This window comes from Vibrio sp. LB10LO1 (genome assembly GCF_010092875.1).
Classification (GTDB): Bacteria; Pseudomonadota; Gammaproteobacteria; order Enterobacterales; family Vibrionaceae; genus Vibrio; species Vibrio campbellii.
In genome coordinates this window covers 132335-149485 of the sequence record NZ_JAADJW010000001.1, presented here as the reverse complement: position 1 = coordinate 149485, position 17151 = coordinate 132335, and the positions used below count along the sequence as shown (strand labels likewise).

Annotated in this window: 16 protein-coding genes; 10 read left to right on the top strand and 6 right to left on the bottom strand. The window is 44.5% G+C overall.

The features are described 5' to 3' along the window. Positions 1 to 23 precede the first annotated feature (23 nt). Complete coding sequence (locus GXP65_RS00645) at positions 24 to 887, bottom strand: endonuclease/exonuclease/phosphatase family protein (protein ID WP_162091721.1); 864 nt, start codon at positions 885 to 887, stop codon at positions 24 to 26. 308 nt (positions 888 to 1195) lie between these two features. Between GXP65_RS00645 and nrdD the strand changes: the two genes are divergently transcribed. Together nrdD and nrdG are read left to right on the top strand one after the other, a co-directional pair. Further along, a complete protein-coding gene (gene nrdD / locus GXP65_RS00640) occupies positions 1196 to 3316 on the top strand; it encodes an anaerobic ribonucleoside-triphosphate reductase (RefSeq protein ID WP_045376731.1) in 2121 nt (706 codons plus the stop codon). Positions 3317 to 3401: 85 nt separating this feature from the next. Further along, positions 3402 to 3872: an anaerobic ribonucleoside-triphosphate reductase-activating protein gene (gene nrdG / locus GXP65_RS00635; protein ID WP_162091720.1), complete on the top strand. Its 471-nt coding sequence runs from the start codon at positions 3402 to 3404 to the stop codon at positions 3870 to 3872. A 151-nt stretch (positions 3873 to 4023) separates the two neighbouring features. On the opposite strand, the gene GXP65_RS00630 is transcribed toward nrdG, so the two are convergent. Beyond that, on the bottom strand, positions 4024 to 5409 hold the full coding sequence (locus GXP65_RS00630; protein ID WP_162091719.1) for an MATE family efflux transporter: 1386 nt from the start codon (positions 5407 to 5409) through the stop codon (positions 4024 to 4026). Positions 5410 to 5564: 155 nt separating this feature from the next. Here GXP65_RS00630 and GXP65_RS00625 point away from each other — a divergent pair, with 155 nt between their 5' ends. The 3 genes from GXP65_RS00625 to GXP65_RS00615 all read left to right on the top strand — a co-directional run bounded on the left by GXP65_RS00625 (position 5565) and on the right by GXP65_RS00615 (position 8455). Then, positions 5565 to 6422 (top strand): AraC family transcriptional regulator, encoded by an 858-nt coding sequence (locus tag GXP65_RS00625; RefSeq protein WP_038889617.1) that lies wholly within the window; start codon positions 5565 to 5567, stop codon positions 6420 to 6422. 155 nt (positions 6423 to 6577) lie between these two features. Further along, the gene (locus GXP65_RS00620; RefSeq protein WP_162091718.1) at positions 6578 to 7765 is read left to right on the top strand and encodes an amino acid aminotransferase; all 1188 of its coding nucleotides are present in this window, start codon (positions 6578 to 6580) and stop codon (positions 7763 to 7765) included. A gap of 12 nt (positions 7766 to 7777) precedes the next feature. After that, a complete protein-coding gene (locus GXP65_RS00615; RefSeq protein ID WP_162091717.1) occupies positions 7778 to 8455 on the top strand; it encodes an ATP-dependent zinc protease in 678 nt (225 codons plus the stop codon). Between the two features lie 118 nt (positions 8456 to 8573). Here the strand turns inward: GXP65_RS00615 and GXP65_RS00610 are convergent, their stop codons facing one another. Continuing rightward, on the bottom strand, positions 8574 to 9104 hold the full coding sequence (locus GXP65_RS00610) for a hypothetical protein (protein WP_005427028.1): 531 nt from the start codon (positions 9102 to 9104) through the stop codon (positions 8574 to 8576). A 165-nt stretch (positions 9105 to 9269) separates the two neighbouring features. Further along, positions 9270 to 9641, bottom strand: a complete 372-nt coding sequence (locus tag GXP65_RS00605) for a NirD/YgiW/YdeI family stress tolerance protein (protein WP_162091716.1) — start codon at positions 9639 to 9641, stop codon at positions 9270 to 9272. 164 nt (positions 9642 to 9805) lie between these two features. Here GXP65_RS00605 and GXP65_RS00600 point away from each other — a divergent pair, with 164 nt between their 5' ends. The 4 genes from GXP65_RS00600 (at position 9806) to modC (ending at position 13905) form a co-directional block, all read left to right on the top strand. Next, positions 9806 to 11257, top strand: a complete 1452-nt coding sequence (locus GXP65_RS00600; RefSeq protein ID WP_045367770.1) for a cobyric acid synthase — start codon at positions 9806 to 9808, stop codon at positions 11255 to 11257. Positions 11258 to 11347: 90 nt separating this feature from the next. Then, the gene (gene modA / locus GXP65_RS00595; RefSeq protein ID WP_162091715.1) at positions 11348 to 12100 is read left to right on the top strand and encodes a molybdate ABC transporter substrate-binding protein; all 753 of its coding nucleotides are present in this window, start codon (positions 11348 to 11350) and stop codon (positions 12098 to 12100) included. A 12-nt stretch (positions 12101 to 12112) separates the two neighbouring features. After that, positions 12113 to 12802 (top strand): molybdate ABC transporter permease subunit, encoded by a 690-nt coding sequence (modB, locus tag GXP65_RS00590; protein ID WP_045367763.1) that lies wholly within the window; start codon positions 12113 to 12115, stop codon positions 12800 to 12802. Continuing rightward, entirely contained in the window at positions 12799 to 13905 is a 1107-nt protein-coding gene (gene modC, locus GXP65_RS00585; RefSeq protein ID WP_162091714.1) for a molybdenum ABC transporter ATP-binding protein ModC, read from the top strand. Before modB ends, modC begins: the two co-directional genes overlap by 4 nt. 85 nt (positions 13906 to 13990) lie before the next feature. Here modC and GXP65_RS00580 read toward each other — a convergent pair whose 3' ends face one another. After that, positions 13991 to 14428, bottom strand: a complete 438-nt coding sequence (locus GXP65_RS00580; protein ID WP_005427129.1) for a DUF3069 domain-containing protein — start codon at positions 14426 to 14428, stop codon at positions 13991 to 13993. A 245-nt stretch (positions 14429 to 14673) separates the two neighbouring features. On the opposite strand from GXP65_RS00580, the gene GXP65_RS00575 reads away from it, so the two are divergent. Beyond that, on the top strand, positions 14674 to 15633 hold the full coding sequence (locus GXP65_RS00575) for a diguanylate cyclase (protein WP_162091713.1): 960 nt from the start codon (positions 14674 to 14676) through the stop codon (positions 15631 to 15633). A gap of 124 nt (positions 15634 to 15757) precedes the next feature. Here the strand turns inward: GXP65_RS00575 and GXP65_RS00570 are convergent, their stop codons facing one another. Beyond that, entirely contained in the window at positions 15758 to 17002 is a 1245-nt protein-coding gene (locus GXP65_RS00570) for a GGDEF domain-containing protein (RefSeq protein WP_038889626.1), read from the bottom strand. Between the last annotated feature and the right edge of the window lie 149 nt (positions 17003 to 17151).

Below are 17151 nucleotides of genomic sequence, written 5' to 3'. Positions count from 1 at the left end.
ACGTTAAAAAGAGATCTTAAACGCTAAAAAGAGAGCGTCGTTGAAACCGGGCAATGATCACTCAGCTTATAGTCGAGCACATCTTGTGTTTTGAAAACGGTTTGAACACCAGGCGACGCCTTTAAGTCACCACTCACAATGATATGATCGATCACAGAACGGAATTGGTGGGTTTTCTTCGGATTACGATTAGAACGTACTTTACATTCCGCTTTGGTATTTTTGGTCACTAGCTTTGCATCGGTATTGTCCGATAGCACTTCCCATAACCAATCTCCTCGATAACCCAAATTGTGGTTAAAGTCGCCAAGTACCACATATTGTTGTTTGTTGTCCTCACGCGCTTTTATCCACTTGGCTAGAGCCTGTCCTTGTTGTTTCACTATCTTACAATCGCGGTTATTGCGATATGCGCCACTGCAACCCGCCTTTAGGTGCACAGAGAGTAGGTGAGTTTCGTTATCTTGGTCTGGATTCAAAACAAGGTAGCTGGCGAAGCGGAGCTTGCTGTTGCCTCGTGTGATAGAAAAGTCTGGCTTGTCCAACACGCTCACACCATTACGTACCGCAAAACCTGTATATTGATTGGTGTCATTGAACTGAAGGTGTCGGTTAGAGGCGTTTGAACGATCGGAAAGATAAATAGTGAAGTCATTGCCAACGGCTTCTTGGACAGCAGCGGCACTCTCGACTTCTTGAAAAGCGAGAATGTCGGCTTGCGTTTTATCCACATAGTGGTTCAGCTTTTCAAAATCTTGTGGTGTTCTCGACACTTTTCCACCATCTATAGATAACCATTCAATATTCCAGCTGGTTAAGTTGACGGAATTTTGAGCAAATGAAAAAGAACTAAAAAGTAATATCGTCGTAACAAAAAGTGATCGCATTTTGGTCTGTTGCACTCCTATTATTTAGCGCATTCCTTTCCATCCTTTATCCTATAAGACCTCGAAAAAAAGCAAGTGGATTTCGCTCCAATTTTGCAATTTTCACAGTTTTCTTCGCAACTGAGATCAACGCCAATAAGATCGATTTGTTCTTGTTCGCTACCCATTTTTTATTGATCAAAATCAATGTTTTCAATTGGTGCTTCTCGTTAAATACGCCACAATATATTGTGTCATCAGAATAAGAAACAACCCCATATAGTGTATTTGTGGATAAGTCTGTGAGTATTTTGGGGTAAGGAGAAAAAGTGAAACCAATCGTAATCAAGCGTGACGGCTCAAGAGCTCCGTTCAACAGGGATCGTATCCAAGCAGCAGTAGAAGCCGCAGCGGAAAACAAAGACAAAGATGTCGCCATTTATGCACTAAATGTTGCTCTGGCAGTTGAGTTACAGCTTCAGGATCACGATGAAGTTCACATTCATGAAATTCAAGACTTAGTCGAAAATGAACTCATGCAAGGTCCTTACAAAGCCCTAGCACGTTCTTACATTGAATACCGCCACGATCGCGACATCGCTCGTGAGAAGCAAAGCGCACTCACTCGCGAAATCGAAGGTCTGATTGAAGAAAGTAACCTAGACCTAATCAACGAGAACGCGAACAAAGACGGTAAAGTAATCCCGACTCAACGTGACTTGTTGGCTGGTATCGTAGCGAAACACTACGCGAAGACACACATCCTTCCACGCGATGTGGTTCAAGCGCACGAAGTAGGTGACATTCACTACCACGATTTGGATTACGCTCCGTTCTTCCCAATGTTTAACTGTATGCTTATCGATCTTAAAGGCATGCTAACGCACGGCTTTAAAATGGGTAACGCCGAGATTGATACTCCAAAATCAATCTCGACTGCAACAGCAGTAACGGCACAAATCATTGCTCAAGTAGCGAGCCACATTTACGGCGGTACAACCATCAACCGTATTGATGAAGTTCTAGAACCGTACGTAATCACAAGTTACGAGAAACACCTAGAGATCGCAAAAGAGTGGAACATTGCTGAGCCAGAAGAGTTCGCAAAAGCACGCACTGAGAAAGAGTGTTACGACGCGTTCCAATCTCTAGAATACGAAGTAAACACGCTACACACAGCGAACGGTCAAACACCATTCGTTACGTTCGGTTTTGGTCTTGGTACAAGCTGGGCATCACGCCTTATCCAGAAATCGATTCTGAAGAACCGCATTGCAGGTCTAGGTAAGAACCGTAAAACAGCGGTATTCCCTAAATTGGTATTCGGCATCAAAGATGGCTTGAACCACAAATCAGAAGATCCAAACTACGACATCAAGCAACTTGCGCTTGAGTGTGCGTCTAAGCGTATGTACCCAGACATTCTTAACTACGACAAAGTAGTAGAAGTAACGGGTTCATTCAAAACGCCAATGGGCTGTCGTAGCTTCCTTGGTACTTACGAAGAAAACGGCGAGTTGATTCACGAAGGTCGTAACAACCTTGGCGTAGTAAGCTTGAACCTTCCTCGTATCGCTATTCGTGCAAACGGCAGTGAAGAGAAATTCTACGAGCTTCTAAACGATCGCCTACGTCTTGCACGTAAAGCACTAGAAACACGTATCTCTCGTCTAGAAAACGTGAAAGCACGTGTTGCTCCGATCCTTTACATGGAAGGTGCGTGTGGTGTTCGTCTGAAAGCAGACGACTCAATCGCAGATATCTTCAAGAACGGTCGTGCGTCTATTTCTCTTGGCTACATCGGTGTACACGAGACAATTAACGCGCTATTCGGTACAGAAGCGCACGTTTACGATGACGCTGTTCTGCGTGAAAAAGCAGTAGCAATCATCAAGCACCTGAAAGACACAGTAAACGGTTGGGCAGAAGATACTGGTTACGGTTTCAGCCTATACGCAACGCCAAGTGAAAACCTATGTAGCCGTTTCTGCCGCATCGACGCGAAAGAGTTCGGCGTAATTAAAGGCGTAACAGACAAAGGTTACTACACCAACAGCTTCCACCTAGATGTTGAGAAGAAGGTGAACCCGTACGACAAGATCGACTTTGAGATGCCTTACCCAGAAATCTCAAGCGGCGGCTTTATCTGTTACGGTGAGTTCCCGAACATGCAACGTAACGTTGAAGCGCTAGAAAACGTATGGGATTACAGTTACACCCGCGTACCTTACTACGGTACAAACACACCAATCGATGAGTGTTACGAGTGTGGCTACAACGGTGAGTTTGACTGTACAAGTAAAGGCTTCACTTGCCCAAGTTGTGGCAACCATGACTCAACCAAAGTGTCAGTAACACGCCGCGTTTGTGGCTACCTAGGCAGCCCAGATGCGCGTCCGTTTAACTTCGGTAAGCAAGAAGAAGTGAAGCGTCGAGTTAAGCACCTGTAAGGTTTACTTAAGCTCAAACCCAATAATGAAAATCAACCTGTCGTGGGTTGATTTTCTTTTCTAGCCAGCAAAACAAGGCACGATTATGAACTACCACCAATACTATCCAATTGACGTTGTTAACGGACCAGGTACACGCTGCACGCTATTTGTGTCGGGCTGTGTACACCAGTGCCGCGGCTGTTATAACCAGTCGACGCAACGTTTGGATTCTGGTGTGTTTTTCACGCAAGAAGCGGAAGACAAAATCATTACAGACCTAAACGACACGCGTATAAAACGTCGTGGTTTATCTCTGTCTGGCGGTGACCCTCTGCATCCGGCGAACGTGCCGCACATTCTTAAGCTTGTAAAACGCGTAAGAGAAGAGTGCCCAGGCAAAGATATTTGGGTTTGGACAGGTTACACGCTTGAAGAGCTCGACGATGCACAGCGCGAAGTGACGCAATACATCGACACATTAATCGATGGGAAATACGAGCAAGATAAACGAGACCTCAACCTAGAATGGCGAGGAAGCTCAAATCAAATCATCCATCGATTTACTGAGCTTTAAAGGTTCCAACTCAAGAAAAACCAAATATAAAAAGGGCACATTCGGATATTTCGAATGTGCCCTTTTGGTGTGAGTTCTTTAAAGCTATTTATTAAAAACAGAGAGTTATTATCTTAGCTCTTACTTGTATAAACATAGCACAACTTTATAGTTACGCCGTCACTCCAGAGTCATCTTCAACCATGTTGTTAATCCAACGCCTAGATTGGATTCGGTGTGTGGTCAGAATGCCTTTTACCAACTCTTCGATCAGTAGGGACATCAACACCCAGTGCAGCGGTAAACCTAACACCATCCCGGTGTAGTAAGTGAGCGGAATGCCAATCGCCCATTGACCAAATGTGTCAATGAAGATGCTATAGCGAATATCAGCGCCACTTTTCAACACGCCGCCAATACCGACCATGTTGAATACTCGAAGAATCATACCCAGTGCTAACACCAAGCATACATTCAGTGCCATTTGCTTATCGGTAAGCGGAGTCATCTCCAGCAAGTTCAAAATCAATGGTGAACATGCCCAAACAACTAAGAATAATATCGTTGCGAGTACAGCACTGGTAAACACATACCACCAAGCGGTTTTCTCTACACGGTCATATTCTTGAGCGCCAATGTCATTACCCAAAAGTACAGAGGCTGCAACAGCAAATCCCATAAAGGTTGAAATCAACACACCTTCAATTGGTGATAGGAACGAGATAATCGCCAGTTCAGTTACACCTAATTGACCATAAATGATGCTGTAGACAATCAAGCCGCCAGTCCACAACGCATCATGGATAAGCATTGGCATTGAGACTCTGAAATATTTGTTTCGGTACTTCTTTACTGTGCCTTCAAGCCAGTCTGAGCGAGTAGGGAGCAGATGTGAATATCGGCGACAAAAGAAGTAAACCAGCACCGCAGTTTGGAAAAAGCGTGAGATAAAAGTACCGACAGCAGCCCCAAACACACCCCATTGTGGAAATCCGAGTAAGCCAAAGATCAAAACGGCATTGAGGAAGACATTCACAACGATGGCGGCAATACTGACGTAAGTTGGCATCTTCGCTTCACCGACGGATCTCAATACCGACTCAATGGGAACAACGACAGCGGTACCTATGAGACTCAAGCCAGTCACTACTAAGTATTCTCTCGCATAGCCGACATACTCAGGATCGTCCGCCATAAAAGAGACGATCTCTTTGTCATAAACCACGTACAGCCAAATAAATGGCAAAGTCACCACTAGCGAAATAAACCAAGATTGCGCTAACGTTCTGCGTATACCAGAGAGGTTTCCAGAGCCATAATACTGAGAAGCTAAAACCGTCACTGCGCCGCACAATCCAAACACTACTGCGAGGTTAAAGAAAAAGATTCGGTTACCAACGCCAACCGCGGCTGTTGCAGATTCACCAAGTTGGCTCACCATAAAAATGTCCACCGCGCCGAGCAGTGAAAACAGCATGGATTGCAGTGATACAGGGACGCCGATCGCAATCAGTTTTTTCCAAAATGCTTTGTCTATGTATTGACGTGTTAAGAGCATCGCATTTCTCCTCTAAGAACAATGCGAGTAGTTTATCCGTATGATTTGGCGGTGTATTTTTCGAAGACATCCAAAAGTTTTGTCAAACTATCCAGTCTTTATCGGTGGTTTGGTAGAACACGTTTGCCGTGAGTGCATTTGTGAGCCATCGAATCATGGAAGAAAAGCAAGAACGTTACACCATTTCAGAAAAGACCTATCAAGAGTTCATCGACCACACTCGCGTACTTGCTCTTGAAGAAAGGGGGATCGTCCAATGCGGTATTGCCACTTGCCGAGATTTCTTTTCCGTTTATCGCAAAAACCAGAAAAAACACATGTTGCTCTATACAGTTCGCGGTAAAGGTTGGCTGGAGAGTGGCGCTTGCCGTTATGAACTGGAGCCAGGATCGTTGGTGATCGTGCCAGCAGGTATTGAAAATGGCTTTGGAATGGAAGACGAAACGTGGCAAATCGCGTGGGTGTTTCTTTCACAAGATAAAGAATGGCCGATGGTGAATGAAGAGATTGAGTATCAACTTACACCGGCACCAGAAGTGATGTATTTCTGCATTCAGACTCTATTGCGAAGTATCAATCTACCTATCGATTACGGCGGTGAAGTCGGTGCACACAGCGTTGCTCAGTTAGAGCTCATGCTGAATATGCCGCACTCAGATTCCATATCACGCAACCAGTTAAAGTTGCGCCGCGTGTTTGATTTGGTTCAGAGACAACTCCATAAAGAATGGACGGTAGAACAACTTGCAGCCTTGTACCCATGCTCCGAACCCCACTTGCATCGTTTGACCCAACAACAGTTTGGACGAAGCCCAATGGCACACCTAACTCGGATGCGAATGGAGTATGCTGCGCGTTTGTTGCGCTCAACAGAATGGTCAATTCAGCACATCGGTGAAATAGTAGGGTACCCAACGGGCGCCAACTTCAGTACACGATTTAAAGCTTGGTCGAGCATGACGCCACGTGAATTTAGGAAAAACGGCAAGCTAGATTCAAACTTCAATGAGTGAATCGTTCTTTTTATGACCGATTGAGCTCATAAAATTCCCCAGTCACCAGAATTTTGTACTCTAATTGGCGAAATGTGTGAAAAATCGTTTCGCCATTTATAACGAAAGTGTTACCGTGAGGTTCGATACTTGAATTTCAAAGGGTTATGACTTTCATGTTTTCTAATCTACCAACTCCCGTATTAGATCCTATTTTATCTCTTTCCGTCGCATACCGCGGCGATGAACGTCCAAACAAGGTTGACCTTGGTATTGGCGTGTACAAAAACAGCGCTGGTGAAACGCCAATCATGAAAGCCATTCATATGGCACAAGAAGTGGTTGTCGAAAACCAAAAGACCAAATCCTACGTTGGGCTTGCAGGCTGTGAAGAATTCAACCAAAGCATGATCGATCTACTTCTGACGGGCACGTCAGCAACAGATCGTGTGGCAGCGATTCAAACGCCTGGTGCAAGTGGTGCGTTGCGTATGCTGGGTGACCTAATGAAGGTTGCACAACCAGATACGACGGTTTGGATTTCAAACCCAAGCTACGTAAACCACAAGCCAGTGATGGAAGCGGCTGGGCTTAAGGTGAAGTTCTACCATTACTTCTCACCAGAAACGAAACAAGTTGATACGGCGAAAATGCTAGAAGACCTATCTAAAGCAGGTCCTTCTGACGTCGTGCTTCTGCATGGCTGTTGCCACAACCCAACGGGTGCAGATATTGATTTTTCTGCGTGGCAAGCGATTACAGAGCTTTCACAAAAGAACGGTTTTACCCCATTTGTGGATATTGCTTACCAAGGTTTTGGTGACGGTCTAGAGGAAGACGCAAAAGGTCTCCGCTTTATGGCTGACAACGTTGAAGAAATGCTGATTACAACCTCATGTTCTAAGAACTTTGGTTTGTACCGTGAACGTACTGGTGCTGCAATTGTGATCGGTAAAAACACGCAAGACGTGGCAAATGCAAAAGGTAAGCTTCTTACATTAGCTCGTTCAACTTACACTATGCCGCCAGATCACGGTGCTGCATTGGTGAAAACCATTCTTCAAGATGCCAACCTTACTTCAGTTTGGAAACAAGAATTGAACGAAATGCAGCAACGCTTGCTGAATCTTCGTCAAACTTTGTGTAACGAATTGAGAAACAACCATAATACAGATCAATTTGATTTCATTGAGAGTCACAAAGGCATGTTTACTGTGCTAGGCTTTAGTGAAAACCAAATGGCGCAACTGCGTGAAGATTATGGCATTTATGGTGTCGGTGATGGTCGTATCAACATCGCTGGTTTGACCGAAACTCATATTCCTTACGTTGCTGACGCGATCCAAAAAGTATCTCAACGTTAATTGGGAGAGTTAATGAAGAACTGGAAACTGATTCTGCCGCTAATGATGAGCGGTGGTCTTATTGCTTGTACGTCGACACCGACGACCACTGAGCCTGTTGAGCCAGAAAAACCAGTCGTGGAGCAACCGGTTGAAAAGCCGGAAGTAAAACCTGAAGTAGAGTCAAAGCCTGAGGTGAAGCCGGAACCAAAACCGGAAACGAAACCTGAGAAGAAGCCAGAGCCTAAACCAGAAAAGCCAGCTAAGGTACAGAAAACACCTGATGGCATGCTGATTCTAGGTGCGGAAGAGTGGGTGCACATTCCTGCTATTAACCAGACTTTCAAAGGTCGTGTTGATACCGGTGCAACAACATCTTCAATCAGTGCGACTGAAGTGGTTCCATTTGAGCGTGACGGTAAAGATTGGGTTCAGTTCAAAATTGACATCAACGGTAAGGCGAGCAAAGAGTTCAAGCTACCTGTTGAGCGCTGGGCTAAAATTCGTCAGTCTTCTTCAGAAGATGTCGACAAGCGCCCAGTTGTGGTTGCCTACATTCAAGTTGGCGACTTAAAAGAACAAACCGAGTTTACGTTAACAGAGCGTGGTCATATGAAGTTCCCAATCTTGTTGGGTCGTAGCTTCTTCCGTGACGTTGCGGTTGTGGATGTATCTAAGAAATACGTTCAGAACAAACCAAGCGGTAAGTAATCCAATACTCGGACGCTAAATATCGTATCGAATAACAAAAAGCCTCTCAACTGAGAGGCTTTTTTAGTTTATTCAATTGGTTAGCTCAGTATTAGTGCATGAGCTTGCCCAGTTAAACTTAGTAAGCGAAACGCGCTGACAACACAAGTTGCTGACCGTAAGTACCGTTGTTTTTAAAATCGGCACCAAGTGACAACTGCTGTGTCGAGTGGAAGCGGGCGCCAAGGTTATAGACGGTCTCAGAGTCATCATTATCGATTAACTGACCAATACGGCCGTGCAATTCAATGTTCTGCATGAACCAAATACGAGTACCGATATTTACTTCGGTTTTCCACTCGTCACCTTCACCATTGTCTTTTTTGATGTTGTGAACCAGCATTTGGCCGTAAATATCGGCAAACTGTCCAGCAGGTCCGTTAAAACCAATACCACCGGCAAGGTCCCAATCTCCGCTAAATTCACTGTCGGCACGACCAATGAAATGGGTGTTTTCGGTGAAGTAGGTTGTGACTTCACCACCAAACGTACCAGGGCTGGTACCCATGCGGAATTCCATCATGTTGTAGTTGAAGTTGTTTGCATGTGCAGAAAGCGGCAAAACAGCGCACAAACCAAAGGCTGCAACCTTTAGAGCTTTACCTAGCATGGGGGTCTCCGGGCAAGAAAATAATACGAACGAAAAAAAGGTCTGCAAAATGCAGACCAAGATTTACAAAATATCATTTTAGGCGTTTATAGTCACCCAATGCACTAGGACAAAGTGCTAACTGATCAATGTTTTGCTGCTCAATTGAGCGGCTAAGAAGTCAGGTTACATAACAACGAGGTGTTCTACTTCAATTTCAGGCTTGCTGCCGCCTTCAAACTCGCCAAATAGACGTACTTTTGTCGTTTGGTCGATTGGCGTCGTTAGTCGAATATCATCATCTAGCTCTACTATGATTTCACCAGAGCCGTCGCTGAAGATAAATTGATCCGCGCGCGTTTGACGAAGTAGGTTGCCTTCTACAACCACGTCTTTTTCGGTGAACATACTTGAGTCTTTAATCAGTGCATCGACTTTCTCAACCGTAACAGGGCCATTAAATTGAATGCTTGATTGGTCATGGTTGTGGTCTTTCGCCATTGCAACAGTAGGAGCGATAGCAAGTGCAGCGATAGTAGCGATAACAGTGTTTTTCATAATTTGGTTTCTCTATATAGGTGTTCGTTTTTGATGGTGCTATTAAAACAAACCTTATTTGAACCATTACTGATTCGAACATTCATATTCGATTCATTTTCTTGAGTCCTATGCTGAGATAACGTTATGATTGTTCACCTTCTTTTTTCTCTTATTAAACGTTCATGAAATCACCAATCCCATCATTAATGGTTCAAGGCACCACCTCAGATGCCGGAAAAAGCGTCCTTGTGGCAGGTTTATGCCGTGTCTTAGCCCGAAAAGGGATAAAGGTTGCCCCATTCAAGCCACAGAATATGGCCCTCAATAGTGCAGTAACCAAAGATGGCGGAGAGATTGGGCGTGCTCAAGCCGTTCAGGCACAAGCTTGCAATGTTGAGCCTACGGTTCACATGAATCCTGTTCTGATTAAGCCTAACAGCGATACAGGTGCTCAGATCATCTTACAAGGCAAAGCATTGTCGAATATGGACGCTGTCGGGTTTCATGATTACAAGAAAGTGGCAATGGGAACGGTGCTGGATTCATTTGCAAAACTGACGGATGAATACGAATCCGTCATGATTGAAGGCGCAGGTAGTCCTGCGGAAATCAACTTAAGAGAAAATGACATCGCAAATATGGGCTTTGCAGAAGAAGCCGACGTTCCGGTCATTATTATTGCGGATATCGACCGTGGTGGTGTGTTTGCGCACTTGTATGGCACTTTGGCGTTATTATCCGAATCAGAACAAGCACGTGTTAAAGGCTTCGTGATCAACCGCTTCCGTGGTGACATCGGCTTACTTGAATCTGGCCTTGATTGGTTAGAAGAAAAGACAGGTAAACCTGTGTTGGGCGTATTGCCTTTCTTGCACGGTTTAAACCTAGAGGCAGAAGACGCCATAACGGCAGAGCAAGAGCTGTCTTCACAAGTGAAACTCAATGTTGTAGTACCAGTACTAACGCGCATCAGTAATCATACCGATTTTGATGTGTTACGTCTTAACCCAGACATTAACCTTCGCTACGTTGGCAAAGGCGAAAAGATCGACAAAGCCGATCTGGTGATCCTGCCGGGAACCAAATCAGTTCGTGATGACTTAGATTATTTGCGCAGCCAAGGCTGGGATAAAGACATTCAACGTCACATTCGTCTGGGCGGCAAAGTCATTGGCATCTGTGGAGGTTACCAGATGCTTGGCAAATTAATTGACGACCCTAATGGTGTGGAAGGCAGTCCAGGGAAGAGTGAAGGACTTGGGTTGCTAGACATTACTACGACGCTAACCGACAGCAAACAACTGACCAACACACAAGCGCAGCTTTGTTTAAACGGTAAAACAGCAAATGTGAAAGGTTACGAAATCCATGTTGGACGAAGTGAAGTGCAAGACGCTCAACCTTTAAAGTTAAGTTCTGGCGAAGCAGAGGGTGCGATCAGTGAATGTGGCCAAATTATGGGAACCTACCTACACGGGTTCTTCGATGAGGCCGATGTATTAAGCCTCGTGTCTGAATGGGTAAACGGCACTCAAATCAAACAGCAAGATTTTGAACAGCTCAAAGAACAGGGCATTAATCGCATTGCAGATGCGATAGAACAACATATGAATCTTGACTTTCTGTTCAAATAAAACCAGTTTTTAACTGTTTGAAGCATAAATAAAAGTAGGCATTGTGCTCTACATTTTCTTTTTCTGCCTGTCTAGCACTGGAGTGTTTTTATGAAAGCATGGAAGATTCATGCTTGCCTAGCGGCAATATTGAGCGTTTCATCAGCAGCAAACGCAACGACTGATATTAAAGTCTACGCGGCCTCGTCAATGACTAACGCGATTGATGATATCGCGCAAAAGTTTGAGCAACGGTATGACGTAAAAGTCACGCCGGTTTACGGAGGCTCCTCATCCATCGCTCGCCAAATTCTAAACGGCGCACCAGCTGATGTGTTTATCTCTGCAAACACTAAGTGGATGAACTATCTAGTAAAATCAAAAGCAGTAAAGAGTGACAATGTCACTGAATTAGTTCACAACAGTCTCGTTCTTATTGCACCACAAGCTTCAACGGTTACTTCTTTCAACTTTTCAGATGCCAATGCATGGAGTCAAGCATTAGCAGGTAATCGCCTTGCGCTTGGCAACCCGGTCTCGGTGCCTGCTGGTATGTATGCTCGTGAATCTCTTACCAACCTTGGCGTTTGGAAGCAGCTTGAGCGACAAGTGGCGCCAGCAAAAAATGTTCGTCTTGCATTAGCGTTAGTTGAACGCGGTGAGGCACCACTTGGCGTTGTCTACAAAACCGATGCACTCTTAACGAATAAAGTAAAAGTGGTCGGCGAGTTTGCCAATAACACCCACGCGGACATTGTTTATCCAGCAGCAATCGTAAAAGACTCAACGCAATCTAAGCAGTTTTTTGAATACTTGAAATCCGACGATGCCAAACAAGTATTTGTGCAATACGGATTTCAATAAAAAGGGCACAGAGTGACAGAACTTGAATACCAAGCCTTAATACTAAGCCTAAAAGTCGGCGCCTATGCCGTTGTTTGGTTAATACCACTCGGCATTGCTCTGGCTTGGTTACTTTCTCGAAAACAGTTTATCGGTAAATCTATTCTCGACAGTCTGATCCATTTACCATTGGTATTGCCGCCTGTGGTGATTGGTTATCTATTGCTGATCTCATTAGGCCGACAGGGGGTTCTTGGCAGTTGGCTTTATGAACACTTTGGTTTGGTGTTCAGCTTCAACTGGAAGGGGGCGGTTATCGCTTGTATCGTTGTTGCGCTGCCTTTGATGGTGCGTTCCGTTCGCCTTAGCTTAGATAATGTTGATCCTAAACTAGAACACGCAGCTTCAACGTTAGGCGCATCACCTTTAAAAGTATTCCTTACTATCACGCTGCCTTTAACTATCCCAGGCATTATCACTGGTACAATGCTTTCTTTCGCTCGCAGCTTGGGCGAGTTTGGAGCAACGATCAGTTTTGTTTCTAACATTCCCGGCGAGACCCAAACCATTCCTTTGGCGATGTACAACTTCATCGAAACGCCGGGAGCAGAGATGGAAGCCGCGCGCTTGTGCATCATTTCCATTGCTTTGGCTCTCTCGACATTAATGATATCAGAATGGTTAAATCGCAAAGCTTCAGCGCGTCTAGGAGCTAAACGATGAGCATAGAAATTCAATTTAAACAATCACTTGGTGAAACTGATTTTGACATCGCTTTATCGTTACCGGGTAACGGAATAAGCGCGTTATTTGGCCGTTCTGGTGCCGGAAAGACCACACTAATCAATGTTATCAGCGGGTTGGTGACGCCAAAGCAAGGTAAAGTGTCGATTGGTGAACACGTTCTTTTCGATAGTGATGCCGGAATTAATTTACCGACACACAAGCGCAAGATTGGCTATGTATTCCAAGACTCTCGTTTGTTCCCGCATTACTCCGTGAAAGGCAACTTACTCTACGGCGTAGTCGAAAAAGATGATGATTATTTCGATAAAGTGACAGAGCTACTCGCTATTAAACCGCTACTGAAACGCTTTCCAATCTCTTTATCCGGTGGTGAGAAACAACGTGTTGCCATCGCTCGAGCATTGCTTTCAAAACCTAATCTGCTATTGATGGATGAACCATTGGCATCATTAGATATGCCACGTAAGCGCGAAGTGATGCCATTTTTGGAGGAGTTGTCTGAGCAGGTCAACATTCCAATCGTCTACGTTACCCATAGCTTGCAAGAGATCCTTCGTCTGGCACAGCACCTGTCGATTCTTGATAAAGGCAGAATCATGACGTCAGGTAAATTAGAAGAGGTGTGGGCTTCTCATGCCATGCGCCCTTGGCAGTCATTCTCGGACCACAGCAGCTTGTTTGAAGGAAAGATCGCGACTCACCACGAGAAATACGCGTTGACGTGTGTGAAGCTCGCACCAAGTGCTTGTCTGTGGGTGCAAAAAGTCGATGGCGAGCCAGGTACGCCAATCCGACTTCAAGTACGTGCAAACGATGTTTCTATCGCGTTAGAAAAACCAGTGTCTACGTCGATTCGTAACGTGCTACCAGCGACCGTTGCATCTATAGAAGAGCTGACTACGGGCGACGACAAGCAAAGTATCACCGTTTCACTTAAGTTAGATGAAGAATGCCACTTATGGGCAACGATAACGCCGTGGGCATTGGATGACCTGAACTTAAAAGTCGGTGATAAGGTTTATGCTCAAGTTAAAGGTGTGAGTGTCACGCAACGCGATATTGCTTTGGCGCACCATTAAATTGACTAAACCGCAGATACGCAAAAGACCACAGATACAAAAAAGGCCGCAAGTGCGGCCTTTATTATTACAGAGAGTGTCGGAATTACTTCACGAATACTTCTTTGAATTCACGCTTAAGAAGAGGGTCACGACGTGCTTTCTTAAGTTGCTTAACCATGTCTTTCACGCAGTTGTGTAGAACATTGTCTAGCAGTTGAGCACGGTAGTCTTCTTTATCTTCATCTGTCATGTTTTCTGGCAGGTTTAGAGTCGGGAATTCTTCCATTACGTTTAGACCAGCGAAAGCTTGGCCTACAGATACTAGAGCGTGGAATTGCTCGAAGTTGTCCAGAATGTTTTGTGCACTTGCTGGCATTTCATTCCAAGATTCACGAACAGCTTCTTCAGACACTTCATGGATAGAGGTAACCATCTCAAACATTTGCTCAGGAACTTCGTCAAATTCGATAACTTTACGTAGTTCTGGAGAAATAGTTTCTAGATCGATTTTTTTGCTTTCGTTGTTAGTTGCTTCTGACATGGTGAGTCCTGTTAGTACATAAAAGCGCACATTATTTATAGTGCATGTTGTAACGAGATTCGAGTGGCTCTTGCTACAAAAGGCGGGAATATTAATACCAAATGCATCAAATAGCTACCATAAGAACTATTTGATTACGTGACCGTTCAACAAAAAAATATAGCACGAAATTTGTCGCGTAATGCAACAACCGCGTGTGTATGATATATGTTTAATAAAGACTGATAAAAAGAATGGAACGCGCTATGCAACCGACAGGGACCTCTATGCGCATTCTCCTGGTTGATGATGTACAACTAGATCGAATGCAGTTGGCTATCCGATTAAAACAGCAAGGTCACATTGTAAAAGCCGTTGGCAACGGGATAGAAGCACTGAACACTTATGAAAGCTTCGACCCAGAGCTCGTGCTGCTGGATATCGCGATGCCAGACATGAATGGCTTCGAAGTGTCACTTCATATCAGAGAAACCTTCCCAGATTGGATCCCAATCATCTTCTTGAGTAGTCACGAAGAGCCCGAAATGATCGCAAAAGCAATAGAAGCGGGTGGCGATGACTACTTGATCAAACCTGTCGACAAACTTGTTCTCAACTCTAAGCTTATGGCAATGCAGCGTATTGCACATATGCGTCGTGAGCTCAAACAAGCGACCGCTAAGTTAGAAGAAGTGAACTCTTTATTACAACAACAAGCCAACGAAGATGGTTTGACCAAGCTCTATAACCGTCGCTATATAGACCAGAAGTTAGAAACCATGATTGCGTGGCACGGGCGTCATCATATGCCAATGGCGTTGATTCTTTTGGATGTCGACTTCTTTAAGCCATTTAATGACAACTACGGCCATATAGAAGGGGATCGCTGCCTACAAGCCATCGCAAATCAACTTAAAGCAACCTTCTGCCGTTCTGGAGAATATGTCGGCCGTTATGGTGGTGAAGAATTTGTCATCCTTCTAAATAGTACCGACACGCAAACCGCAGAAAGAGAAGCGGAGAGGATTCAAGAAGCATTGTACTTCTTAGATTACCCACATGCATATTCAAGCGTGGCAAATAGAGTGACAGTGTCGCAGGGTGTGTTTGCGCTCCAACCAACGGGGAAAGATAAAGTCGCCGATTTGTACGCAACAGCAGACAGGGCGTTATATACGTCTAAATCCTTGGGAAGAAATACTTACACTGTAGTAAATGCTAGTTAAATCAGAAGGATAGAAACCAATAAAGTATAGTGACACTGTCACTTATTTGAAGTGTTTTTTCTAAGGTAAGGCTTGAGAAATCTTAGAACCAAAAAACAAGCTTTAAAGAATTGGGAAGAAAGAATTAAGCGTGGCAGTATTTCACACAGTTACGGCCCGCTTTTTTTGCTTTATATAGAGCATCATCTGCCAGCTTAATCACATCAGCAGGGTTACGCGCGCTGCGGCTATCCGCAACACCAAAACTGGCTGTTACAGATACCGTTTTCTGCTTCGATTCCGCGTTACCGCGTTTTTTGCGTCCTTGTTTATTGTCGTCAGGACGGTTGTCTTGGTCACGTAGAATCATTTCATACTGAGCAATAAGCTCACGAACTTCTTCTAAATGCGCTTCGCAATCTTCGGTGTATTTACCTTTAAACACAATGGTGAACTCTTCACCACCAAATCGGTAAACCTTTGCACCGCCTTGTGTCTTCATCAATCGAGAAGCGACCATTTTGAGCACATCATCACCGGTATCGTGGCCATAGGTATCGTTGAACTTCTTAAAGTGGTCAACATCTAGCATCGCAATAGTAAACTTGCGTCCCATATGCTTAAGGTCGAGATCCAATGCGCGACGGCTAGGGATGAGCGTCAAACTGTCGGTGAAAGCCAGTTGGTGGCTGGCTGATGTCGAGTAGATGATGATCAGCAAGCCCGTAAGGGTAAACATGGTGCTCGAAATGTATTGAACATCGAAGAAGATAAACGTCGCTGATGCCAATACCATGGCTGAGTATGTCATGGCATGAATGATCTTGTTTTTCTTTAAGACCAAAATGCCCAAAAAGCACACAATGCCGATGCAATACAGCACTAAAACCAATGGTAACTTTGAAACGGTTGGAACAATAAACAAGATGCCATTGGTCCACTCCTCAAACCCACCTTCAACATAGTAGGTCAAGGTTACGTAAGACCAGAACACAAACATACTCAACATAAGTACATAAGTGAGTGTCGCTTTGGAATCGAAGCCCTCTTTATTGAAGAGGAACACGGCCAAGAACGAAACGGGAAGGAGGCTTGCTAAAATAGTGAGCTCTAAAAGTGCCGTGCCAGTTTGTAGTGGTACCTGTAAACGATGTTGAATCACAAAGTAGGCGAGCAACATGGCAATACATACCATGGACTCTCGTCCTTGCTTGAACGAGTAACACATCAACAACGCACAACCGAGCAAAATGTAGGGCAAGTTTGCCGCAATTCCCCAGTTAGATTGGGTCATCTGAATGATGTTATCCATACCCAAACTGACCATGCCCAATAACAAGACTGGGAATAGGAAGCGGAAGCCTGGGGAGGTCATTAAAGATGATGCCATCTACTACAAATTACCTGAAAATAGTTGAATATATCTAGAGGGTTACATTAAGCATTCAATTAATACCGTGCGTAAACAGTATAATTTCAGACGCTTTCAAAACTAACAAGAATACGTGTATTTCGGAATTTTCCAAGTGTTTTACAGCG